Source organism: Variovorax sp. P5_A3 (genome assembly GCF_056400665.1).
Genome location: NZ_JBFUKW010000006.1, coordinates 261,370 through 282,852 on the forward strand (window position 1 = coordinate 261,370; position 21,483 = coordinate 282,852).

Below are 21,483 nucleotides of genomic sequence, written 5' to 3' on the forward strand. Positions count from 1 at the left end.
GCGGAAGTGTCGGAGGGCGACACCCCTTCGGCCTAGGGCGGCTTACGAACGTTTCGGCTTGAGGGCGCGGCCTCCGCCGCCTGCCCCGCCAAGTGACGCGAGCTCAAGCCGGCGTGCGGCCGCGCGGCTGTCGGCCGTCCAGAAGGCTTTATCAGCCTGCTCGATCCTGAGCGCGGTGTTGTGCATGTGCAGGAACGCGGCGGTGCGCGCGCCCGCCGCGTCGCGACTGCGGATTGCTTCTCCTATCGCTTCGTGCTCCGCCAGGACCTGAGCGGCGAGGTCTGAACTCCGGGCTTCATTGGTGCGCGTCACGCGGATTGCATCGTGCAGCGCACGGGTGAGAAGGCCTAGGAGGTCCGTGTAATGATCGTTATGCGCCGCACGAGAGATCGCGATGTGGAAGGCCAGATCTTCCTGCACCCCATCGCCACCACTTTTCACCGCAATAGCGATCGCACGAAGTGCCTGCTGTATCTGCTTCATCTCGGATGCCGTGCGGCGCTCGGCCGCCAGTGCCGCCATCTCCGCCTCGATGCCACGACGCAGTTCCAGGATGCGAAGCACGCCGCGGGCAGGATTCTCTTCCTCGCCGGCCGACCGGGTACCGAGGCGAAAGGCATCCGCACACTTGAGATCCCGGACGACCGTTCCGCTGCCCTGGCGGGTCTCCACCAGGCCTTCGGATTTCAGCCGCGCAATGGCTTCGCGCACGACGGTGCGGCTCACGCCGTACTGCTCTGTCATGGACAACTCCGTCGGCAAGCGGGTGTTGACCGGGTAGACACGGCTGCGAATATCTGAGGCGATCAGTTCCGTGACCCGGTCCGCCAGGGTGGCGTCGGGGGCAGTGCGGGCATCGCCGTCGTCGATGGGAGGGGGCGCCATTGGAGGGGGCTGAAGTTGATGGACGCAGGATACCACCGCGCTGATTGGCTTGACAAAGTTGTATGACGAATTGATACTACAAATTGCATGCAACGACGGCCTCGGATAAGCCGGTCGAGCCCGTCAAATCAACCGATCCCTCAATGTCTTCCATCACCAAGCCCAAGGCATTCCTCTGCCGCAGGTACACGCCCAATGTCGAAGGCGCGCTTCGCGAGCGGTTCGACATGCAGATCAATGCGGACGACTCCATTCTCCTGCCGGACGAAATCGTGCGGGCGGCGAAGGGGTGTGAGCTTCTGTTTGTGAGCGCGACGGAGGTGGTGAACAAGGCGGTGATCACCGAGCTGTCTCCGGCGCTGCGCTTCGTTGCGACCCTGTCCGTCGGGTTCGACCACATCGACATGGAAGTGGCGCGTCAGGCGGGGGTACACGTTCTGCACACCCCCGACGTCCTGAGCGACGCATGCGCCGAAGTCGCCATGATGTTGGTGCTGAACGCCTGCCGCCGCGGGTTCGAGGCGGACCGGATGGTGCGCAGTGGCGCGTGGCCCGGATGGGCCCCAACGCAGCTGCTCGGGATGGGCTTGGTGGGCAAGCGCCTGGGAATCTTCGGCATGGGCCGGATTGGGAGGGCGATCGCCGCGCGAGCACGAGCGTTCGGCCTGACCGTCCACTACCACAACCGCACGCGATCCGACGCGGACGACGGCGCGGTCTACCACGAAACCCTCGACAGCCTCCTGCAAAACAGCGACATCTTCGTGATTGCGGCGCCCGGAACGCCTGCGCTGCGCGGCGTCATCGATGCAGCTCGCATCGCGCGGCTTCCCGCCGGTGCGGTGGTCGTGAACATTTCGCGTGGTGACCTCGTTGACGACGCCGCACTGGTGCAAGCGTTGGAGAGTGGCCGCCTGAGCGGCGCGGGCCTCGACGTCTTCGCGAACGAGCCCAACGTTTTCCCGGGCTACCGGGCGCTGGACAACGTTTTCATGACGCCTCACATCGGAAGCGCGACGACCGAGACGCGGGACGCGATGGGGTGGCTCCTGATCCACGGCGTCGAAGCGCTGTCCCGCGGTGGAACACCAACCAACCTACTTTGCTGAATCGAACCATGAACCTTCGACATCCCGAACTATTCCGCCAACAATGCCTTGTCGGTGGCCAATGGATCGATTCCTCGGACTCCGAGACGATCCAGGTGACCAATCCTGCGGACAACAGCGTGATCGGCACGGTGCCACGCCTCACGACGGCGGATGTGCGGGCCGCTGTCGCCGCCGCGCATCGCGCGTTGGCGCCGTGGCGGGAAACGAGTGCCAAGGAGCGCTCCCGACTGATGCGCCGCTGGTTTGACATGTGCACGGGCTACCAGGACGACCTCGCGATGCTCCTCACGCTGGAACAGGGCAAGCCCCTGCAGGAGGCCAAAGGGGAGATCGCGTACGGATCGAGCTTCATCGAATGGTTCTCCGAGGAAGCCAAGCGCGTTTACGGGGACGTTATCCCGGCGGCGACCACCGACCGGCGCATTGTCGTGATCAAGCAACCGGTGGGTGTTGTGGCCGCGATCACGCCGTGGAACTTCCCCAACGCCATGATCACGCGCAAGGCCGGCGCAGCCCTCGCCGCCGGCTGCACGATCGTCATCAAGCCTGCATCCGCCACGCCGTTCTCTGCGCTTGCGCTCGGGCAGTTGGCACTGGAGGCCGGAATTCCTTCGGGCGTCATCAACATCGTGACGGGCGCCGCCTCGGTTGTCGGCGCAGAGCTTACGGGCAACCCGACGGTGCGCAAGCTGTCGTTCACGGGCTCCACTGAGATAGGCAAGCAGCTCATGGCACAGTGCGCGCAGACGGTGAAGAAGGTTTCGATGGAGCTTGGCGGCAACGCGCCGTTCATCGTGTTTGGCGATGCCGATCTCGACGCGGCGGTCGCGGGCGTCATGGCCTCGAAGTTCCGCAACGCCGGCCAGACATGCGTTTGCGCAAACCGGATCTTCGTGCACGACAGCATCTATGACCGCTTCGCAGAGAAATTGAAGCAGGTCGTGGAAGCCCAGGTTGTCGGCGATGGCCTTGAGCCGGGTGTGAACCTCGGGCCGCTGATCGACGATGCCGCGGTGGCGAAAGTGCGGGAGCACATCGACGACGCGGTAGCGCTGGGCGCGACGATCATTTCGGGCGGCGTATCGCACAGCCTGGGCGGCCGCTTCTTTGTGCCGACCATCCTGGCGAACGTTTCGCCAAGATCGAAGCTGATGTCCGAGGAAACATTTGGCCCCGTCGCGCCCTTGATTCGATTCACGACCGACGAGGAGGTGATAGCCATGGCGAACGACACGCCATTTGGCCTCGCGGCCTACTTCTACACGCAGGACTATGCGCGGGCCTGGCACGTTGCAGAGGCGCTGGAGGTCGGCATCGTCGGCCTGAACGAAGGGCTGATATCGACGGAACTGGCGCCGTTCGGGGGTGTGAAGGAATCGGGCGTCGGACGTGAAGGCTCGAAGTACGGCGTGGACGACTACCTGGAAATCAAGTACGTGTGTGCAGGTGGCCTGATCAAGAAAGAACCGCGTAGCCATTGAGGCTGCCGGCAACAGGAAAAGCAATGAATCAAATGCAAGTTGGACTGGTGGGCGTCGGGCTCATGGGTCACGGCATCGCCACCAATATCCTCAAGCACCGCCATGCCTTGGCGTTACTGGAGCATCCGGGAAACCAGCCGCTGGACGCGCTCAAGGCGGCAGGCGCCCGCACGTTTGCGAAAGGGAGCGAACTCGCGGGGGCGGTCGACATCGTCATACTGTGCGTGACCGGATCACCGCAAGTGGAGGCAGTGCTGACGGTCGAGGACGGCATCCTGCAGGGGATTCGCCCCGGCACCTTGATCATCGATTGCTCGACCGCGATTCCATCGTCCACGGAGCGGATGGCGCAGCTTGTGCTCAAGGCCAACGGTCGCTTCATCGATGCTGCCATGACGCGCACGCCGAAGGAAGCGGCCGAAGGAAGGCTGAACCTGCTGGTCGGAGGAGAGGCGGACGTGCTGGCCGAAGTCCGGCCGCTGCTGGCGTGCTTCGCAGAGAACATCACGCACATCGGGCCTGTGGGGTCGGGTCACCGGATGAAGCTGCTGCACAACTACGTTTCGCTCGGCTCTGTCGCGTTGATCGCGGAGGCCGCGGCCGGCGCCGGACGCGCCGGGATTCCGGCGGAAACCTTCCTCAGTATCCTTGCCCAGGGCGGGGGCGCAGGTACAGCGCTGGAGCGGATCAAGCCCTTTCTTTTGTCCAACGACCCGAGCGGCCTTCGATTCACGGTGTCGAACGCGCAGAAAGACCTTGGCTACTACGTTGCGATGGCGCAAGAATCGCACGGTGCCCGGTCCATCGCGGAGGCGGTCTACGAGACGCTGACCGCCGCGGCGCAAAGCCATCCCGGCGCACTGATGCCAGAGCTGGCGCGGCTGATCGCGGACGCCGGCCAGATGCGCACGCCATAGGCGGCGTTGCCGCCGCGCTGTAGCTCTCTGCGGATCGAGCGAGACATGACCATTCAATCGAATGTCACGCTGCGCCAGATGCGTGCGTTTGTGCTGACCTATCGCCAGCGCAACTTGACGCATGCAGCGGAGGCCATGCACGTGACGCAGCCGGCCATGAGCGCCCTGATACGCCAGCTCGAGGACTTGCTTAGCGTCAAGCTGTTCGAGAGGACGCCGCGATTCCTCCGGCCAACGCGCGCCGCTGATGAGGCTTTTGGCCGCGTCGAGGCAATACTCGCGCGCACCGACGCGCTGGAGATGGAGCTGCACGACCACGGAAGGGGCTTCGAGAGCCGGCTGACGTTCAGTGCCTCCGCTTCGCTGGCCGCCTCACTCATACCGCATGTGCTGAGGGAGTTCCAGGACAGCTTCCCCGAGATCCGTGTCGCCATGCACGACGCGGGCGATGCAACCATCATGCAGCGCGTGCTGGCGGAAGAAGTCGAGTTCTGCGTCGGGTTCTATGAGCGCGAGCCCGACCACATTTCGCGTGTGACGCTGGCGACAGATTCCTTCAGCGTTGTGTGTCCGCCCAACTCCCGGCTCGCCGCAAAGCACTATGTGACGTGGGGGGATCTCGTCGGTGAGCCCATCATCAACATGACGCGGGGCAGCGTCCAGGAGCGGATCAACGAAAGCTTCGCTTCGGCCGGCGTTGCATTTCGCCCCGTCTTCGAGACGACACTTGTCACAACCGCGCTTGCGCTGGCGCAGCAGGGTTTCGGTTGCATCGTCCTGCCTGGATTCCTGGTCTACGGCAATCCGTCGGCGGCGGGCCTCGCGGTCAAGCCGCTGAACGGGCCCGAGGCCCAGGCGCGGCTCATGGTGCACATGCGGGAAGGCCACAGCCTTTCAGATACGGCCATGAAGTTCCTCGAGATGGCTCGCAACCAGCTCGAGTCGCTGCGCTGCGCGCATTCGCTTGCGCCCGAGTGCGTGCAAGCTTGACCGGACACCCTTTTTTTCCAGGCACCAAAGGCGCTTCGGCGCGCGGCCATTCGTCAACCATCCTTCAGGGTCTTCCTCATGAGTTCCAGCATCGACAACAAACCCCTCGGCCGCAGCGGCCTGCGTGTGCCCCAGCTCTGGCTAGGCACAATGATGTTCGGTAGCCAGACCGACGAGGCGGAGGCACGCAACATCGTCGCGGTTACGCGCGATGCCGGGCTGAATGCCATCGACACCGCGGACAACTACGCATCCGGTGAATCGGAGCGGGTGGTCGGGCGGCTGATCGCATCCGACCGCGAGCGTTGGGTGCTGGCCACCAAGGTGGCCAATCCAGTCGGCAAGGAGCCGAACGACCGCGGCCTCTCCAGGCGCTGGCTGACGCTGGAGGTCGAGCATAGCCTGCGCCGCCTGGGCACGGACTGGATCGACCTTTATTACATGCACCGCGACGACGAGGAGACGCCGGTCGAGGAGATGGTTGGCACGATGGCGCGGCTTATCGAAACCGGCAAGATTCGCTACTACGGCGTCTCCAACTTCAGCGCCTGGCGACTCGCGTGCCTTGTCGAGACGGCGCGCAGGATGGGTGTACCAGCGCCGATCGCGTGCCAGCCGCCGTACAGCGCCGTCAACAGGCAGATCGAGACGGAGCTCTTGCCGACTTGCGACTACTACGGGGTTGGAGTCGTGGCCTACAGCCCGTTGGCCCGGGGCGTGCTCTCCGGGAAATACCGCCCCAACGAGGCGCCGGATCCGGCGAGCCGCGCGGGCCGGGGAGACAAACGAATGCTGCAGACCGAATTCCAGCCACGTTCCGTCGAACTCTCACAGTGGTTCAAGGACCATGCGGAGAAGCGGAACCTCAGCCCCGTGAGCTTCGCGGTAGGCTGGGTCTTGCGCAACCGGCTCATCAACGGCGTCATCGGCGGCCCGAGAACGCTCGAGCAGTGGAAAGAGTACGTCGCGTGCCTGCCGGTCCGATTGCAGGACGAAGATGAGAAGTTCGTCGACGAACTGGTGCCGCCTGGCTACGCGTCCATGTACGGATACGTCGATCCGTTGTACCCGCTGAAAGGACGCATTCCGAAGGCCGCAGACTAGCGCTTCTTGGCCATGCCGTACTTCACCAGGAGCTCGCGCTGCTCCTGGTACGCGCGCGCGACGTAGTTCCTGAATTCCGTTGTTCCCATGTAGCGCGGCGTCTGGTCGGATCGTTCGAGAAGACTGGACACAGCGGGCTGGTCCAGCGCGAACTTGAACACGTCATGCAAGACCTTGACGGCGTCCGCCGGCATGTTCGCCGGGCCGATGAGGCCCGCGGGCGTGTCCACCGTGTAGATGGGGTAGCCGAGTTCCTTGAGCGTCGGAACGTTCGGCCAGTTCCTGAGCCTTTCGGCGCCTGCAATAGCCAGGTAGCGTGCCTTGCCGGACCGGACCATCTCGCCCACGCTGACGATGGGCTCGACAGAGAAGCTGATGTGCCCGCCAAGCAGGGCCGTGATGCTTTCGCTGCTGCCCCGGTAGCCGACGGGCGTCCAGTTCATGCGTTCGTGGCGCGCGACGCCCTCCATCAGAATATGGCTCGTTTGATTCGGGCCGGGTGGGGCGCCGTAGGAAACCTTGTCGGGATTTGCGCGGCCGTAGGCGATCAGGTCCGCCCAGGTCTTGAAGAGCGAGTCCTCCCGGACAATAACCGCGAAAACACTCTCGGACAAGTTGATGATGTACGTGAAATCCTTCAGCGGGTCATATGCCACGTCTTCGAGGATGGGCTGCCGCCAAAGGGCCGGTGTCGCCACCCCGATGGTATAGCCGTCGGCGGCAGCGGCCTTGATCGCGAGGAAGGACAGCACGCCCGAGGCGCCGGCTTTGTTCTCGATCACGATAGGCTGCCCCAGCTTCTTCTCGGCATCGATCGCCGCCATGCGCATCACCTGATCGTTGACGCCACCCGCCGGCGTGCCCACGATGAGCTTGACAGGTCTCGTGGGATAGGCCTGCGCGCGCGTCGCCGCCGGGAACACGCCTATAGCGGCGAAGCCGGCCGCGGCCGATACTACCTTCCTGCGCGAGATCATGTTGTCTCGTTGTTCCTGCTTCATGCTGTCTCCTGCTGTGGGTAGCCCGGTCACCGGCTGCGATGGCCGGTTGGCATGCCACGTGCGCCGGGCGCCCGTGGCCTAGGCCTGCGAAAGATGCGCGTTGAAGAACTGGACCAGCAGATCGCCGACCTCTCGCTGGCTGGTGCCGAGGCTCAGGACTGGCGAGACGTGGTTGTGCCCCGCCAACCAGTGGACAGGTGGGCTGATGCCGCGCACCGCGGTGAGCACGCTGGCGAAATCGAGTGTTTGCTGCGCGATCGCCGGCGGTTCGAATTCGGAGTAGCCCAGGAGCACGGGCAACTGGCTATTCGCGACGTGCGTGCCCGGGGAGCGTTGCGCAAACAATGCCGAGTCCTTGCCGAAGTAGCCCTGCTGGCCTGGCGTCAGGGGCGCCCGCACGAAGTAGTGGCCGCCGAGCAGTGCCGCAGCACGCACCCGCTCGGATGCCGTTGACGAGGTCTTCGGATCGAACGCGTAGCTGGCCACGTGGAAAGCACCCGCGGCCTGGCCCATTAAACCGATCCTCGACGGGTCGCCGCCGTGCGACACGGCGTTCGCTGCGAGCCACTCGACCGCCGCCGCAACGTCCTCCAGCCCAGCAGGAAAGGGATCCGCCGGTGCCAGGCGATAGTTCATCGTGACGGCGAGGAACCCGCGGGACGCGAAGAACCGGCCGATGTTGCCGTAGAACAATTCGGTCGGCCTCTTGTCGCCGGCACTGAAGCCGCCCGCCGGCGCGAACACGACGATCGGAAGTTGATGGCCGCCCGCGCTGTACAAGTCGAGCCGGTGCCGCGCGTCGGGGCCGTACTCCACATCCTGGCGCTCGATGGCAGCGGGCGTCGGCAGGAGGAAGGGCGCATACAGCGCGCGGGTTCCTTTGTTGACGGAGTCGTCGATACGTGGGCCGAAGCCGGCGATGCCGCGTTGGATGGCGAGGACGTCCGCTTCTGGCGGTTGCAAAGTGGTCATGAGATTCCAGGGCAAAAAGAGTTGGCGCAGTCTAGGGAGGCGATCTCGCGCCGAAAAGAAAAAGATTGCGATGGCGCTATTGCGTTTGCATATGGCAAACAGCATCAGCAGATCCTGTTACCTCCCGACGGACCGCTGCTGTCAGTGCGACGCGGCAGGCACGCGTCCCAACGCTTCCAGGATGACCTGAGGCGTAACCGGCGTGCGAACGATCCGTTCAGCGAGCAGGCCTTGCAGCGCGTCGTTGATGGCGTTCAAGATGGCCGCAGGCGCCCCACTCGCACCGGCCTCGCCCGCACCCTTCGCGCCTAGGGACGTGGTGGCCGTAGGAGTTTCGATGTGGCAGACGTCGATGTCGGGCATCTCTGCAGACATGGGGACTAGGTAGTCGGCAAGCGTGCCATTGAGCAGCTGACCGCGCTCGTCGTAGAGGATTTCTTCGTAGAGTGCGGAGCCGATGCCCTGCACGACTGCACCGCGAAGCTGCCCGTCCACCAGCATGGGGTTGATGACCCTTCCGCAGTCCTCCACGACCCAGTGCCGCAACAACGTCACGTTGCCGGTGTCCGCATCGACCTCCACCAATGAGGCCTGCAGGCCGTTGGTGAACGACAGCGGATACTGCACCGGCGTGTAGTGGCGCGTCGCGACCAGCTCGGGCTTGCAGCCCGGCGGCAACTCGTGAGGCGCGAAGTAGACGATCCGCGCGATCTCGGACAAGGTCACTTGCTTCTCCGGCGCGGCCGTGATCAAGCCGTCGGCAATCGCCAGCCGTTCGGCCGGGACATCGAGAAGCCCCGCGGCGATGGCGAGCAGGTGGTCCCGCAATGCGAAGGCGGCCTGCAGGACGGTCTCGCCGCCTATGCCGGTTCCCCGGGAACCCCAGGCGCCGCCGCCGAACGGCGTCATCATCGTGTCGCCATGGACGATGCGAACCTGGGTTGGCTCAAGCCCGAGTGCCGTCGCGGCAATCTGGCTGAAGGTTGTCTCGGTGCCCTGGCCCTGTTCGCCGACGGTGACCAGGCATGTGACGAGGCCACTCGGCTCCAGGCGGATCGTCGCGCCATCCTGCGAGCTGATCGGAGCGCCGCCCGCCGCGTAGCCGGCAGTCGCGGGGTTGCTGAGCTCCACCACGGTTGCGATGCCGATGCCCCGCAGCGTGCCGCGCGCACGCAGCGATGCATTCTCTTCGCGGAGTTCCGTGTAGCGCATGGTCTCGAGCAACTGGTGCATGCAGCGCTGCAGTGACAGCTTCTCGAACCTCATCCCGGTTGGCGATGTGTGCGGGTAGGCATCTTCGGGGATGTAGTTCTGAATCCGCATCGCGACCGGATCGAGCTTGAGGATGGCAGCCACTTCATCGACCAGGCATTCGGTCACGGCGCATGCCAGCGGGTGCCCGACGGCCCTGTACTGTGACGTGGGCGCCTTGTTCTGGAACACCGCGGTGAGGTCCGCGCGGTGGTGGCGGTGGCGGTAGGGCGCGCCCACGATGTTTCCGATCTGCCGGGACTCCATGGCGCTGGTGCGCGGGTAGACGGAATAAGAGCCGATACCGGCCACGTCCTTGACGTCGAAGCCGACAATTTCACCGCTCTTCCTGACGCCGATGCTGGCAGTGACGGTGTGCTCCCTGGCGTGGATGTCAGAAAGAAAAGATTCGAGGCGGTCCGCCGCGAACTTCACCGGCCGCCCTAGCAGCATCGACGCGGCGACGCATGCCATCTCGTCCGGGTAGATGTGCACCTTCAGGCCAAACCCGCCCCCCACATCGGGCGTCAGGACGCGCACGTCAATGTCACGCAGCCCGAAGATGAGGACCAGCACGTCGCGGACCATGTGCGGCGCCTGGTGCGACTGGTGCACGGTCAGTGTGCCGCGTCCCGGGTCGAATGACGCGAGGATCGAGCGGGGTTCGAGCGTGACGCCTGTCTGGCGGCCGAAACGAAACACGCGTTCGACCACCAGCTCCGCTTCGCCCATCGCGCTGTCGAAGCCGTCTGTTTCGAACGTGCGGTGCAGGCACAGGTTGCTGTCCAGCGACGGCTGTATCGGTCGGCTTTCCAGCGCGGTGTGCGGGTTGACCACGGGCTCGATCTCGGCCCAGGCAATCTCCACGAACTCACACGCGTCCTCGGCTTGCGCTCGCGTCTCGGCAAGCACCATCACGATGGCTTCGCCCTGCCAGGTCGCCAGTTCGAGCGGCAGGGGATATTGCGGTGCCGACTGCATTCCGGGGAAGGTGGTCAGTACGCCGACCCAGGGCTTGCAGGTCCGGGCAATGTCAGCGCCGGTGAACACGGCGACCACGCCAGGGCGCTCCTTTGCGGTGGCAATGTCGATGGCGTCGATGCGTGCGTGGGCATAGGGGGAGCGGACAAACGCGGCGTGCACCATGCGGGGTGCCGACAGGTCATCCACAAACTGGCCGCGACCGCTCGTGTGCGCCGCCATCGCCCGGCGAGAGACCGAACGCCCGATCCAGGAGGCGTCACCCATGACAACACCCTTGCGCTTTTCCTGCTCGTTCATGGCACGTTCCTTCTCTTGCGCAACACAGCCTCGATGGCATCCACGATCGGCTGGTAGCCGGTGCAGCGGCAGAAGTTTCCCGCCAGGAACTCGCGAATCTCTGCTCGGCTTGCTTCGGGTTCCTGCTGGCAGAGTTCGTGGGCAGCGAGCAGCATTCCGGGCGTGCAGAAGCCACACTGACCTGCGTTGTGCTGGACGAATGCCTGCTTGATGTCGTCGATCATTCCTGCGTCCGATGCGCCTTCGATCGTGGTGATCGCTGCGCCGTCGAGTCGCGCCGCGAATGTGAGGCAGCCGCGGACCAGGGTGCCGTTGACGAGAACTCCGCAGGCTCCACAAACGCCGTGCTCGCAACCCAGGTGCGTCCCTGTCAGTCCCAGATCCTCGCGGACGAAATCTGCCAGATGCTTGCGGTCGTTCACCTTTCGCGTCTGAACACTGCCGTTCAGCGTGACGGTGACTTCGGTCTGATCATCAAAGGCGCTCACGATAGGACTCCGTCAATGCTTTCACCTCGCGGCCCAGGAGGACGCGAAGCAGGTGTGCCTTCGTTTCGGCAGGCGTGTGGGAGTCGGCTTCGATGTCCAACTCGGTGCAGGCTTGCGCCACGGCGTCATCGGCCGTCCGGCCCGATTCGATGGCTTCTGCCACGGCTTGGGCCGTCTTCGGGAGGAGGCATGGCCGGGATGAGACGCCGAAGGCGCAGATGCGCACCTCCGGGGCGCCCTCCGGCCGTGCGCGTGCAAGAAGGATCACGCCTGCCGTCGCATAGTCGCCCCGCCGGCGAGCGATTTCCTGGAAACCCCACGCGTCCCAGCGCTCCGTTGGCCAATGCACCTCGGCAAGCATTTCGCCGTCTGCGAGGTCTGTCTCATAGAGGCCCTTGAAGAACGACTCCGCCTCGACCATCCGCGCGCCTGCCTGGCCAAGCACCTTGATACGTGCCCCGAGTGCGAGCGCCATGGCGGGCATCTCCGCCGCGGGGTCTGCAAGGGCGAGGCTGCCGCCCACAGTGCCCACATTGCGAATCGCAGCGTGGGCAACATGCCCGATGCCTTTTGCAAGAAGCGGGAAGCTGCTAAGGATCTTTGGATGCGTCCGCGCCTGCGTGTAGGTGGTGCATGCCCTGACGACCAATTGTCCGGCCTCCTCCGAAATTCCTTTCATGGAAGGAAGCGCGGCAAGGTCGATCAGCACGGATGCGGAGGCCATGCGCAGGTTCAGCGCCGGCACGAGGCTCTGGCCGCCCGCGATGAACTTGGCATCCGGCCCGAACTCGGCCGCCAGCGCCAAGGCCTCCTCGACGGTGGCGGGCCTCGCGATTCGAACATTGGCGGCTTTCATGCGCGCGGCTCCTTGCCGACGCGGCGAGCCGCCCGCGCCGCCTGACGCCTAAGCAAATTCATGGAAATCTCCTGCATACAAGGGCGCCATGCTAATAAGCAGTTGGTCATTATGCAACTGCGTTCGAGATCTTTGCGGAAGATCAACGGCGCTGCTGAACCAAGCTACTTAGCGAGCCAGTCGATGCGAAGGAAAGATCGATTGACAGCAAAATCGCGATGAAGATAATGACTGAATGATCAACAAAGAGTTGCCTGCGACTGCAGCTCACCCCGGAAAGAGCCGGGCGAAGCAGGCCGGCGAGACCAGGGTGCCCAAGAGGAGCCGGCTGCAGCCTCGCGAGCGCGAGCAGCAGATCTTGGAGGCGGCAATCGACTTCTTCGCGGAGAAGGGGTTCGATGGCCAGATGCGCGAACTTGCGCGACGGCTGGGCGTGACCAGTGGCTTGCTGTTCAGGTATTTCCCGAACAAGGAGGCGCTGCTGGAGAGGGTCTACCAGGAAGTGTTCGAAGTCAGGTGGAGTCCGCGCTGGACCGAAATGATCTCGGTGGATGACGTGCCGCTGAAAGACAGGCTGGTGGCGCTGTACATCGACTACGACCGCGTGATTCATACGTCCCGCTGGGTGCGCATCTTCCTGTACGCCGGGCTTGCAGGGCTGGACGTCAGCAGGAAGTACCGGGCACTGCTGCGGCGGACGCTTTGGCCGGCAGTGCTCAACCAGGTTCGCAGGCACCACGGCATGCCCCCGGCCGGGGACGAAGGATTCACGCCGCTTGAGGAGGAGCTGATAGCGCAGCTCCACGGCATGGTGTTTCACGCGGGTATCAGGCAGTGGGTGTACCGCCACGGCGTCCTGCCGACAGACGAGCGCATCGAACTGAACATCGATATGTTTCTTGCTGGCGCGGCAGCCATCTACACGCGCCATCGCAAGACCAAAGGCTAGAAGCACGCACTTCAGCAGAAGAGAAACTCAATGGAAATCAGCAACCAGAAACTTCTTCCGGCCACGCCACAACAGGTGTGGGACTTTCTCATTGATCCGAAACGCCTCGCGCCGTGCATTCCCGGATGCGAGTTGGTGACGCCGCTGGATGCGGCCCACACCTACGATGTCGTCGTCGCCACGCGCATCGGGCCAGTTTCGGCCCGCTTCCGCGGCACGATTGAGTTGACCGATCTTGTGGAGCCCAGCCGCTACAAGGTGATCTTCACCGGCAATGCCGGTCCCGCCGGCCTGGCAAAGGGCTCGGCCAGTGTCCGGCTGGAGGCGGTTGCCGACGGGACGGAACTTCACTATGTAGCCCATGCCCAAGTGGGCGGCAAGCTCGCTCAGGTGGGCTCCCGATTAATCGATGCGGCCGCGAGAAAGCTGGCGGACCAGTTCTTCTCGCGCTTCGCCGCGCAGTGGGAAAACATGTCTTGCGAGGCCTCACAAGACAACGCCAAGGTCTAGCGGCGCCTGCCTGCCGAGGCAGAAGATGCTGCGATGGCGCCAATGAATCATGTCGCCTCAACCAGCGATGCAAACGTCAAGAATGCACCGGTCCGGCAGGCGCGGGCTGCAAGCGTTGGCCTCGGCAACAACTATTAGGAGACACGATGAACAGGCGACAGTTGGCCAGCTTGCTGGTCTTTGCAAGTATTGCGGCGTCAAGTTTGCCGGCGGCTGCTCAAGACAAGGCATTCCCCAACCGGCGGGTGAGCTTGGTGGTTCCGATTGCAGCGGGCGGTGGGGGCGACGCAGTGGCGCGCGCCATCGCTGAGGGGCTCTCCAAGGAGATTGGTTTTCCGGTCATCGTGGAGAACAAGCCCGGCGGCAACGGGGTTCTTGCCGCAACCGCAGTCGCAACATCCCCGCCCGATGCACACACAGTCCTCCTCGGCTTCTCTGGGCTGGTTCAGAACGCAGCCCTGAGAAAGGACATCAAGGATGTCCTTCCGATGCTGGAACCAGTAGGCCAGCTGGTGTCGAGCGGCTTTGCCTTCGCGGTCAGCCCATCGCTGAACGTCGACAGCCTGGACAGCTTGGTGCAACAGGCGAAATCCAGGAAGGCGGAGGTCAGCTATGGCACCAACGGCGTGGGCTCCACGCAGCACATCGACGGGCAGATCTTCGCGAGGCAGGCGGGCGTGGAGATGGTCCACGTGCCGTTCAAGGGTGGGGAAGTGGAGTCGCTCTCGGCCGTGATGGCCGGCACGATACAGTCGGCGTTCGGTTCACCCGGCGTGTTCAAGGGATATCAGGAATCGGGAAAGGTCAAGGTGCTTGCCGTGACTGGGGCCAGGCGAAGCCCGGCCCTTCCTGACGTGCCGACGTTCGCGGAGCTTGGCTATGCGGACATCGACATCATCGGATGGGTCGGCGCGTTCGTCAGCAAAGGCACGCCGGCGGGCGACATCGCACGATTGAACGACGCACTGCGCCGCGCACTGGCTGGTTCCTTTGTCCGGGATCGCATCGGCGTCGTCGGCTTCAACGTCGACGTGACCGCCACCAGCGACTTCAAACGCCAGATCAACTCGGAGATCGTGCGATGGGGCGTGCTGGCCAAGGACGTGAAACTCGATTGAGCTGCTGAGCCACCCGCCTATGGCCAATCCATCAGGGGACCTGGCGGGTCGGGCGGAACACGATCTCGTTCACGTCCACATCGTCGGGCTGCCCGACGGCGAAGGCCACGACCCGTGCGAAGGATTCGGCGGGGATGGCGTTCGCGAGGTAGAACTCGTGCAGGCCGCGCGCCATGTCGGGCTCGTTGACGCTTGCCGGCAGTTCGGAGTCCACCGCGCCCGGAGACACGATGGTCGTGCGAATGTTCCAGGGTTTGACTTCCTGGCGCAGCCCCTCAGACAGAGCTCGCACTGCGTGCTTCGTGGCACTGTAGACGGCGCCGTTCACCATGACCTTGTGCCCGGCCACCGACGAGACGTTGACGATATGCCCGGCCATCTGGCGCTGCATGTGCGGCAGTGCGGCCGCGATACCGTACAGCACGCCTTTCAAGTTGACGTCGATCATGCTGTCCCACTCGTCGACCTTCAATCGGTCCAGGGGCGCCTGTGGCATGAGGCCAGCGTTGTTGACCATGACGTCGATGCGGCCGAACGTTTCAACGGCGGCATCGACGAGGCGTTGAACATCCTCCCGAACGGTGACGTCCGTCGCAATCGCAAGCGCCCGCAGCCCGTCGCGGTTGAGCTCGCCGGCGAGTGCCTGCAGTCGTTCGATGCGCCGTGCGCCGAGCACAACCCGTGCTCCCTGCGCGCCCAGAAGCCGCGCAGCCGCCATGCCCAGTCCGCTGCTCGCTCCGGTGATGACTATGACTTTGTTTTCAATGTTTCCGCTCATGAATTTTCCTCGTGATGAAGTCGAAAGCCACTGTAGGCCGCGTGCCGCCACGGCACTAGCAGGCTGCTGCTTGATGGGGCGTCAATCGGAAGTTGATGCCGCCAGAAAATTCTCGGGAGGACTTCATGTCTGTCATTGACTTTCGTGCCATCGAGACCCTCGCGAGGGCCGTTGAGCTTGGTAGCATCCGGCGCGCAGCCGCGGCGCAGGGCGTTAGCCCTCAGGCTGCGAGCCAGGCGATTGCGGCGCTGGAGGAGCGCCTGGGTGTTCGCCTGTTGCATCGCACCACGCGCAGCATCACGTTGACGCACGAAGGCCAACAATTTATTGAGGCGACACGGCCTGCGCTGGACGCGCTGGAGCGTGCCATCGGCGGCGCCCGAACGGCCAAGGACGCGATCGCCGGGCCATTGCGCATCGTCGCGCCGAAGTATTCCTTCGTGCCGCTGCTCTGGCCGCTTGTCGACGAATTCTGCCGGCGCCATCCGCAGGTCCAGCCGGACATCAAGCTGGACGACCGCATCGGAGACTGGGTCCGGGACCGTGCGGATGTCGGTTTCAGGATCGGTTCGCCGCCCGAAGACTCGGTTGCCGCGCGCCGGCTCTTCGCCATGCAATTGATCGTCTGCGCGGCGCCTTCGTACATCGCGGAGCACGGCGCGCCGGCGTCGATCGAGGAGCTGTCTGCACACCGTTGCAGCGTCTTCCGTCATCCCGGGACCAATCGGGTATTGCCTTGGCTGCTGAAGGTCGGCGGCGAAGTGGTTTCGCGCGAAGTCGCGCCCGCGCTTTCGACGAACGATGCGCAGCTGGAGACCGAGGCGGTTCTCGCGGGCCATGTCATCGGGCTCGTTTCGGGCCTGTCGGCAGCGCCGTTGATCCGCTCAGGCAGGCTGGTGCCTTTGCTGATCGAGCACGCGACGGATCACATGAGCGTGCACGTCTACTATGGAAGCCGCACGGCGCTACCGTCGCGCGTCAGGGCGTTTGTCGACCTTGCCGTGGAGCGGCTGGCGCACTCCACGGACCATGTGCTGGACCTCGGCGAACTTGGCGCAGCGCAGGTTAAAGGCCTGAGGAAGGCACGGCGGCGATGAACGCGCCGGTTCAGTGGTCCAGCATCGCCATGGCCGACGGTGCGTAACGATCGCCGGCAATGACGAAGGACTCGAGCAGGGCGCGGATGCGTGCGAGCTCTTGCACGGTCAACTTGATCTGGCCGGCGGCCAGGTTCTCGTGCAGGCGTTCAGTGCGACGTGTGCCGGGGATGGGAACGATCCACGGCTTCTGCGCCAGGACCCAGGCGATCGCGAGTTGCGACGGTGTCACGCCGCGCTCGGCCGCGATCGTGGACACGGCTTCGACCAGCGCGATGTTCTGCGCGCGGTGCTCCGCGGAGAACCGGGGGTTGGCCGCGCGCGCGTCGCCTTGCTCGAAAGTGGTCTTGAGATCGACAGCGCCCGTCAGGAAGCCGCGCCCCAGCGGGCTGTATGCGACAAAGCCGATGCCGAGCTCCTCGAGGACCGGGAAGATTGCCGTTTCCGGATCGCGCTCCCAGAGCGAGTATTCGCTCTGGACGACCGAAACCGGCTGCACTGCATGGGCGCGGCGGATCGTTGAAGCGCCCGCTTCCGACAGGCCGAAGTACTTGACCTTGCCGGCCTTGACCAGCTCCGACACCGCACCGGCCACGTCCTCGATCGGAACGGCCGGGTCGACGCGGTGCTGGTAGAAAAGATCGATGACGTCGGTGCGCAGGCGCTTGAGTGCGTCTTCGCAGACTTGGCGAATTTGCTCCGGCCGGCTGTCGAGGCCGGTCACGGCGGGACGGCGCGTCGGATCGATGCGAAAGCCGAACTTGGTGGCGATCGACACCTTTTCGCGAACGCCCTCGAGTGCCTCGCCGAGCAACTCTTCGTTGTCGAAGGGCCCATAGACCTCCGCCGTGTCGAAGAACGTGACGCCAGCGTCGACGGCTTCGCGCAATACGTGCAAGCACGCGTCGCGGTCTGTCGCGCCATACGCACGGCTCATGCCCATGCAGCCCAACCCCACGTTGGAGACTTCAAGTCCGCTGCTTCCCAAAGTTCGCTTCAACATTTCATGTTTCCTTTTTCAAAATTCAGTTTGCGCGCACGGACTTGGCCATCGGCTTCACCATCCCGATGTTCGCGCCACCGTCGACCGGAATGACCGCGCCAGTGATATGTGCCGCCATGGGTGACGAGAGAAAGAGAATCGCGTTCGCGATGTCCGAAGGCAACCCGGCACGCCCCAACGGAATCTCCGCTGCCTGAGATGACCAGAAGGCCTCGTCGTTCGAATCCACAAGGCGTGGCGTTCGGGTGAGACCGGGCGCCACCACGTTGACGCGGATCCCCCTGGGCGCCAGATCCTGGGCCGCTCCGCGCGCGAGATGGTGCAGCGCCGCCTTGGCCGACGCGTAGGCAAGAAGTTCTCCGCCGCGCACCCATTCACCCGCCATGGAGCCGACCAGCACGATCGACCCGCCGGGCGTCATCAGCGGGCTGCCGAGTTGGATCGCCAGGAACGCGTGCTTCACAACCAGATCGAACTGGCGCTGCCAGCTCTCGTCGTCGAGTGTGGCCAGGTTGCGGCCGACGCCCATGCCGACGACATCCACGATGCCATCCAGGCGCCCGCCGAAGGCGGCTTCGGCGGCGGCAAACACTTGCTCCATTCCCGAGCGCGACGTGACGTCCGCGACGCACGCCGCACCACGGGTGGCGGCCGCAACTTCGCGCGCGCGAGTCTCGTCCATGTCGACGCACAGGACATGCGCACCTTGCTGCGCGAGCGCATGCGCTGAGTTCTCGCCGATCCCCTGACCGGCGCCGATCACAACAAACACCTTGTCGTCCAGGCATAGCGCCTTCGAGAACTCGGGAATATTCGGACTTTGCACGTTCACTTTCGGGGCCTCAAAAACCGGCGATTGTGCAAGTGCGTCCGTCGTGCGACCAGCAACATCTTTCGATGCCGCCATCTGATTTTCAAGCGGAACAGGGGCGCTTCCAGGGATCGCAAATTCCGATAGCGGCATAAGTACTTGTAGGTGTTCGGCAGCGTAGTGCGTAGCTAGACTCCGCCCGGCGCGAAAGCACAACGCGCAGATTCCACACAAGGAGACCGAATTGAACAATCTTCCGCGCTCGAACACATGGTCGCGACGACGCGTGTTGTCGGCCGCAACCGGACTGGCCACAGTGAACCTCGCCATGCCGTCGCTCGCGCAGTCCTATCCGAATCGGCCGGTCAAGGTCATCGTGGGGAATCCGCCTGGTGGAATCAACGACACGGTCATGCGCGCGGCGGCCATCGACGCGGAAAAGAAGCTCGGCCAGCCGATCATCATCGACAACAAGCCGGGTGCGGCAGGTGTGGTGTCGTTCCTTTCGGCCAAGAACGCGGCGCCGGATGGCTACACGATCGTGCTCACCACGCCGCCGCTGTGGCGGCAGCCGATCTTCGAAGATGTCTCCTACGACCCGATCAAGGACTTCACCTACATCATCAACTTCGCGGAGAGTGTCTTCGCGATCGTCGTGCGCCAGGACTCGCCCTTCAAGACCTGGGCGGACGTTCTGGCCTATGGCCGGGCCAATCCCACGGGTGTGTCCTACGGAGCGCCTCCAGGCACGAACCAGACCGGCCACATCCTGATGGAAGGCGTGGCGCGCAAGGAGCGCATGCAGTGGGAGCCCGTTGGCTTTAAGGGAAGCAGCGAGAGTGTGACCGCCTTGCTCGGCGGGCACATCGCGTTTTCGATGGAACCCGTGGTGGGCGTTAGCGCGATGCTGCGCTCGGGCAAGGCCCGCGCACTGGCTGTCGCGACCACGAACAGGCTCAAGAGTTGGCCGGACGTGCCGTCGTTCAAGGACTTGGGCTACCCGGTCACCGTCGAGAGCCCCACTGGCCTCGCCGGTCCGGCGCACATGGCGCCATCGATCGTCAAGACGCTGCACGACGCTTTCAAGTTCGCACTGGACCAGCCGACGTTGAATGCGGTGCTGTCGCAGTCCGACCAAGTGCCGCGCTACATGAGTTCCGCCGAATACACGAGCTACGTGGCGCGCGCGGCCGTCGAGCAGCGCGATCTCCTGGTCAGCTACGGGATGGCGAAGAAGCGCTAACCGCGGCCAGGGCTCTGCAACGATGCAACGCAGTAACGACTACTCGCCGGCCAGGGTCGCCGACAGACTCGCCATACAGGATCTCGAATATCGTTGGTGCCGGGCCGTCGATCGCCGCGACTACGCGGCCATCCCGGAGCTGTTCCACCCCGACGCTTACGACGACCACGGCGCCTATAAGGGCGACGTGACAGGATTGATCGAGTGGCTGCGGGCGCGGCACCAATCGGTCATGTTCTCGATGCATCAGATGACAAATGTCCTGGTGGATTTCGCGGACGACGACAACGCGCTGGTCGAGATCTATCTCACCGTCGTGCAACGCTACGCGCCTGGACACGCTGGCGGCATGGCGGAATTCGTCAGGACGCCGATGGGCGACCACAGCCATGTCGATCTTGTCTCAAGGGCACGCTACGTCGATCGGGTGCAGCGGCGCGACGGCGCCTGGAAGGTCCTGAAGCGAACGTTTGTGCCGGAGTGGCGCCAGATCACAGCGTCGGAGATCGAGGTCGGCGGCACGAGCGCCGCTTCACCCGCCCGTCGCGGCCTGGACGATCTTGTCTTCATCGAATGCGCCGCGATGGGGATCGCGCATTCCTCCGTAGAGGGTCAACCATGAATGCTCTGTTATCTCAGGCACGGGATGAGGTCGTCATACTGGACATGTCGGACTTGCGGCACCCGAATGTCGAAGTGCGCCGCTCTCTCGGCCGCCAGCTCGTTCGGGCGTGCACCGAGGTGGGCTTCTTCTACATTGTCAACCACGGCATTCCCGAACCCCAGATCGAGGGCATGTTTGAGCTGAGTCGCTCGTTCTTCGAACTTCCAGCGGAAGAGAAGCAGGACGTCTCGATGGCGAAGAATGAGTTCTTCAGCGGCTACCTGCCAATGAAGATCTCCGGAGATGCGGCGCTGAAGGGAACGGCAATGGAAGCGTTCCACGCGTGGATTGACCCGCCCGCCGGTCACACCCAGCGCTTCGCCGGGAAAGTCATGAACGATGCCAACGTCTGGCCAGGAAGAATGCCGGCGATGCGCGCGGACGTCGGGCGATACGTCGACGCGGTGAGCGGCCTGACCCGCGACCTGCTGCGGATCGCGGCGCTCGGCCTCGAACTGGAGGAGTCCATATTCCTTTCGTATTTCGAATCGCCGCTTTCGCTGCTTCGCTTGATCCACTACCCGCCGCAGCTACCGTCGGACGAGGTGGACGGTCGGTTCGGCATTCGTCCGCACACGGACAACTGCGCGCTGACGCTTCTTCTACAGGACGACACGGGTGGCTTGCAGATCCTCGGCCGGAACAAGGAGTGGGTGGATGTCACACCCATCCCCGGAACTTACGTCATCAACATCGGCGAGACGATGAAGCTATGGACGAACGGACTGTTCAAGGCGACGCCGCACCGCGTGATCAACCGTTCGGGCAGGCAGCGCTATTCGATCGCATTCTTCATGAACGCTGACGACGACGCACAGATCGCGCCAATGCTGCAGGCGGCACCGAACGGTGCGGTTGAGCCGGTGTTTCACTCGACCGTCGCACTGGACGAGGGGGCGACTGCAGGTGAGGTGCTGCATCGTCTTTATTCGCGAATCTATCCGACGCTCAATTCGAGCCATTCCACCTGAC

21 protein-coding genes are annotated in these 21,483 nt (G+C 64.1%); 12 read left to right on the forward strand and 9 right to left on the reverse strand.

From position 1 onward, the window contains the following. Positions 1-42: 42 nt before the first annotated feature. Positions 43-885, reverse strand: a complete 843-nt coding sequence (locus AC1D3B_RS12170) for a FadR/GntR family transcriptional regulator (protein ID WP_478190922.1) — start codon at positions 883-885, stop codon at positions 43-45. A 143-nt stretch (positions 886-1,028) separates the two neighbouring features. On the opposite strand from AC1D3B_RS12170, the gene AC1D3B_RS12175 reads away from it, so the two are divergent. From AC1D3B_RS12175 to AC1D3B_RS12195, 5 genes are all read left to right on the forward strand, one after another. After that, complete coding sequence (locus AC1D3B_RS12175) at positions 1,029-1,994, forward strand: 2-hydroxyacid dehydrogenase (protein WP_478190923.1); 966 nt, start codon at positions 1,029-1,031, stop codon at positions 1,992-1,994. Positions 1,995-2,002: 8 nt separating this feature from the next. Continuing rightward, positions 2,003-3,478: an NAD-dependent succinate-semialdehyde dehydrogenase gene (locus AC1D3B_RS12180; RefSeq protein ID WP_478190924.1), complete on the forward strand. Its 1,476-nt coding sequence runs from the start codon at positions 2,003-2,005 to the stop codon at positions 3,476-3,478. Between the two features lie 23 nt (positions 3,479-3,501). Continuing rightward, positions 3,502-4,395, forward strand: a complete 894-nt coding sequence (locus tag AC1D3B_RS12185) for an NAD(P)-dependent oxidoreductase (protein ID WP_478190925.1) — start codon at positions 3,502-3,504, stop codon at positions 4,393-4,395. Positions 4,396-4,440: 45 nt separating this feature from the next. Further along, positions 4,441-5,385 carry a LysR family transcriptional regulator gene (locus AC1D3B_RS12190; RefSeq protein ID WP_478190926.1) on the forward strand — a complete coding sequence of 315 codons (945 nt, stop codon included), beginning with the start codon at positions 4,441-4,443 and terminating at the stop codon, positions 5,383-5,385. 78 nt (positions 5,386-5,463) lie between these two features. After that, positions 5,464-6,489 (forward strand): aldo/keto reductase, encoded by a 1,026-nt coding sequence (locus AC1D3B_RS12195; protein ID WP_478190927.1) that lies wholly within the window; start codon positions 5,464-5,466, stop codon positions 6,487-6,489. Here AC1D3B_RS12195 and AC1D3B_RS12200 read toward each other — a convergent pair. The 5 genes from AC1D3B_RS12200 to AC1D3B_RS12220 form a co-directional block, all read right to left on the reverse strand. After that, positions 6,486-7,490 carry a Bug family tripartite tricarboxylate transporter substrate binding protein gene (locus AC1D3B_RS12200; RefSeq protein ID WP_478190928.1) on the reverse strand — a complete coding sequence of 335 codons (1,005 nt, stop codon included), beginning with the start codon at positions 7,488-7,490 and terminating at the stop codon, positions 6,486-6,488. The two genes, AC1D3B_RS12195 and AC1D3B_RS12200, sit on opposite strands and share 4 nt — an antisense overlap. A 78-nt stretch (positions 7,491-7,568) precedes the next feature. Next, a complete protein-coding gene (locus tag AC1D3B_RS12205; protein WP_478190929.1) occupies positions 7,569-8,462 on the reverse strand; it encodes an alpha/beta hydrolase in 894 nt (297 codons plus the stop codon). 141 nt (positions 8,463-8,603) lie between these two features. After that, positions 8,604-10,994 (reverse strand): xanthine dehydrogenase family protein molybdopterin-binding subunit, encoded by a 2,391-nt coding sequence (locus AC1D3B_RS12210; protein ID WP_478190930.1) that lies wholly within the window; start codon positions 10,992-10,994, stop codon positions 8,604-8,606. After that, on the reverse strand, positions 10,991-11,482 hold the full coding sequence (locus AC1D3B_RS12215; RefSeq protein WP_478190931.1) for a (2Fe-2S)-binding protein: 492 nt from the start codon (positions 11,480-11,482) through the stop codon (positions 10,991-10,993). The genes AC1D3B_RS12210 and AC1D3B_RS12215 overlap by 4 nt, the downstream gene beginning before the upstream one ends. Further along, positions 11,469-12,338: an FAD binding domain-containing protein gene (locus AC1D3B_RS12220; protein ID WP_478190932.1), complete on the reverse strand. Its 870-nt coding sequence runs from the start codon at positions 12,336-12,338 to the stop codon at positions 11,469-11,471. Before AC1D3B_RS12220 ends, AC1D3B_RS12215 begins: the two co-directional genes overlap by 14 nt. A 235-nt stretch (positions 12,339-12,573) precedes the next feature. Between AC1D3B_RS12220 and AC1D3B_RS12225 the strand changes: the two genes are divergently transcribed. The 3 genes from AC1D3B_RS12225 to AC1D3B_RS12235 all read left to right on the forward strand — a co-directional run bounded on the left by AC1D3B_RS12225 (position 12,574) and on the right by AC1D3B_RS12235 (position 14,915). Beyond that, on the forward strand, positions 12,574-13,287 hold the full coding sequence (locus AC1D3B_RS12225) for a TetR/AcrR family transcriptional regulator (protein WP_478190933.1): 714 nt from the start codon (positions 12,574-12,576) through the stop codon (positions 13,285-13,287). Between the two features lie 30 nt (positions 13,288-13,317). After that, positions 13,318-13,797 carry a CoxG family protein gene (locus tag AC1D3B_RS12230; protein ID WP_478190934.1) on the forward strand — a complete coding sequence of 160 codons (480 nt, stop codon included), beginning with the start codon at positions 13,318-13,320 and terminating at the stop codon, positions 13,795-13,797. A gap of 161 nt (positions 13,798-13,958) precedes the next feature. Beyond that, on the forward strand, positions 13,959-14,915 hold the full coding sequence (locus AC1D3B_RS12235) for a Bug family tripartite tricarboxylate transporter substrate binding protein (protein ID WP_478190935.1): 957 nt from the start codon (positions 13,959-13,961) through the stop codon (positions 14,913-14,915). A 31-nt stretch (positions 14,916-14,946) separates the two neighbouring features. Here AC1D3B_RS12235 and AC1D3B_RS12240 read toward each other — a convergent pair whose 3' ends face one another. After that, complete coding sequence (locus AC1D3B_RS12240) at positions 14,947-15,693, reverse strand: SDR family oxidoreductase (protein ID WP_478190965.1); 747 nt, start codon at positions 15,691-15,693, stop codon at positions 14,947-14,949. 125 nt (positions 15,694-15,818) lie between these two features. Here AC1D3B_RS12240 and AC1D3B_RS12245 point away from each other — a divergent pair, with 125 nt between their 5' ends. Further along, positions 15,819-16,790, forward strand: a complete 972-nt coding sequence (locus AC1D3B_RS12245; protein ID WP_478190936.1) for a LysR family transcriptional regulator — start codon at positions 15,819-15,821, stop codon at positions 16,788-16,790. A 10-nt stretch (positions 16,791-16,800) separates the two neighbouring features. Here AC1D3B_RS12245 and AC1D3B_RS12250 read toward each other — a convergent pair whose 3' ends face one another. Together AC1D3B_RS12250 and AC1D3B_RS12255 are read right to left on the reverse strand one after the other, a co-directional pair. Next, positions 16,801-17,793, reverse strand: coding sequence for an aldo/keto reductase (locus AC1D3B_RS12250; RefSeq protein WP_478190937.1), 993 nt, complete (start codon positions 17,791-17,793; stop codon positions 16,801-16,803). A gap of 22 nt (positions 17,794-17,815) precedes the next feature. Next, positions 17,816-18,700, reverse strand: coding sequence for an SDR family NAD(P)-dependent oxidoreductase (locus AC1D3B_RS12255; RefSeq protein WP_478190938.1), 885 nt, complete (start codon positions 18,698-18,700; stop codon positions 17,816-17,818). 148 nt (positions 18,701-18,848) lie between these two features. Here AC1D3B_RS12255 and AC1D3B_RS12260 point away from each other — a divergent pair, with 148 nt between their 5' ends. Genes AC1D3B_RS12260 through AC1D3B_RS12270 form a run of 3 tightly spaced genes read left to right on the forward strand, consistent with a single transcriptional unit; the run spans position 18,849 to position 21,482 of the window. After that, complete coding sequence (locus AC1D3B_RS12260; protein WP_478190939.1) at positions 18,849-19,847, forward strand: Bug family tripartite tricarboxylate transporter substrate binding protein; 999 nt, start codon at positions 18,849-18,851, stop codon at positions 19,845-19,847. 22 nt (positions 19,848-19,869) lie between these two features. After that, positions 19,870-20,469, forward strand: a complete 600-nt coding sequence (locus AC1D3B_RS12265) for a nuclear transport factor 2 family protein (RefSeq protein ID WP_478190940.1) — start codon at positions 19,870-19,872, stop codon at positions 20,467-20,469. Next, positions 20,466-21,482, forward strand: coding sequence for an isopenicillin N synthase family dioxygenase (locus AC1D3B_RS12270; protein ID WP_478190941.1), 1,017 nt, complete (start codon positions 20,466-20,468; stop codon positions 21,480-21,482). Before AC1D3B_RS12265 ends, AC1D3B_RS12270 begins: the two co-directional genes overlap by 4 nt. Position 21,483 lies beyond the last annotated feature (1 nt).

Bases quoted from the DNA above. Each gene is read 5' to 3' on its own strand.
- AC1D3B_RS12210 (WP_478190930.1), bottom strand. From the start codon at position 10,994: ATGAACGAGCAGGAAAAGCGCAAGGGTGTTGTCATGGGTGACGCCTCC.
- AC1D3B_RS12265 (WP_478190940.1), top strand. From the start codon at position 19,870: ATGCAACGCAGTAACGACTACTCGCCGGCCAGGGTCGCCGACAGACTC.
- AC1D3B_RS12255 (WP_478190938.1), bottom strand. From the start codon at position 18,700: ATGGCGGCATCGAAAGATGTTGCTGGTCGCACGACGGACGCACTTGCA.
- AC1D3B_RS12250 (WP_478190937.1), bottom strand. From the start codon at position 17,793: ATGTTGAAGCGAACTTTGGGAAGCAGCGGACTTGAAGTCTCCAACGTG.
- AC1D3B_RS12195 (WP_478190927.1), top strand. From the start codon at position 5,464: ATGAGTTCCAGCATCGACAACAAACCCCTCGGCCGCAGCGGCCTGCGT.
- AC1D3B_RS12200 (WP_478190928.1), bottom strand. From the start codon at position 7,490: ATGAAGCAGGAACAACGAGACAACATGATCTCGCGCAGGAAGGTAGTA.
- AC1D3B_RS12270 (WP_478190941.1), top strand. From the start codon at position 20,466: ATGAATGCTCTGTTATCTCAGGCACGGGATGAGGTCGTCATACTGGAC.
- AC1D3B_RS12225 (WP_478190933.1), top strand. From the start codon at position 12,574: ATGATCAACAAAGAGTTGCCTGCGACTGCAGCTCACCCCGGAAAGAGC.
- AC1D3B_RS12170 (WP_478190922.1), bottom strand. From the start codon at position 885: ATGGCGCCCCCTCCCATCGACGACGGCGATGCCCGCACTGCCCCCGAC.
- AC1D3B_RS12190 (WP_478190926.1), top strand. From the start codon at position 4,441: ATGACCATTCAATCGAATGTCACGCTGCGCCAGATGCGTGCGTTTGTG.
- AC1D3B_RS12230 (WP_478190934.1), top strand. From the start codon at position 13,318: ATGGAAATCAGCAACCAGAAACTTCTTCCGGCCACGCCACAACAGGTG.
- AC1D3B_RS12175 (WP_478190923.1), top strand. From the start codon at position 1,029: ATGTCTTCCATCACCAAGCCCAAGGCATTCCTCTGCCGCAGGTACACG.
- AC1D3B_RS12220 (WP_478190932.1), bottom strand. From the start codon at position 12,338: ATGAAAGCCGCCAATGTTCGAATCGCGAGGCCCGCCACCGTCGAGGAG.
- AC1D3B_RS12205 (WP_478190929.1), bottom strand. From the start codon at position 8,462: ATGACCACTTTGCAACCGCCAGAAGCGGACGTCCTCGCCATCCAACGC.
- AC1D3B_RS12240 (WP_478190965.1), bottom strand. From the start codon at position 15,693: ATGAGCGGAAACATTGAAAACAAAGTCATAGTCATCACCGGAGCGAGC.
- AC1D3B_RS12180 (WP_478190924.1), top strand. From the start codon at position 2,003: ATGAACCTTCGACATCCCGAACTATTCCGCCAACAATGCCTTGTCGGT.
- AC1D3B_RS12185 (WP_478190925.1), top strand. From the start codon at position 3,502: ATGAATCAAATGCAAGTTGGACTGGTGGGCGTCGGGCTCATGGGTCAC.
- AC1D3B_RS12245 (WP_478190936.1), top strand. From the start codon at position 15,819: ATGTCTGTCATTGACTTTCGTGCCATCGAGACCCTCGCGAGGGCCGTT.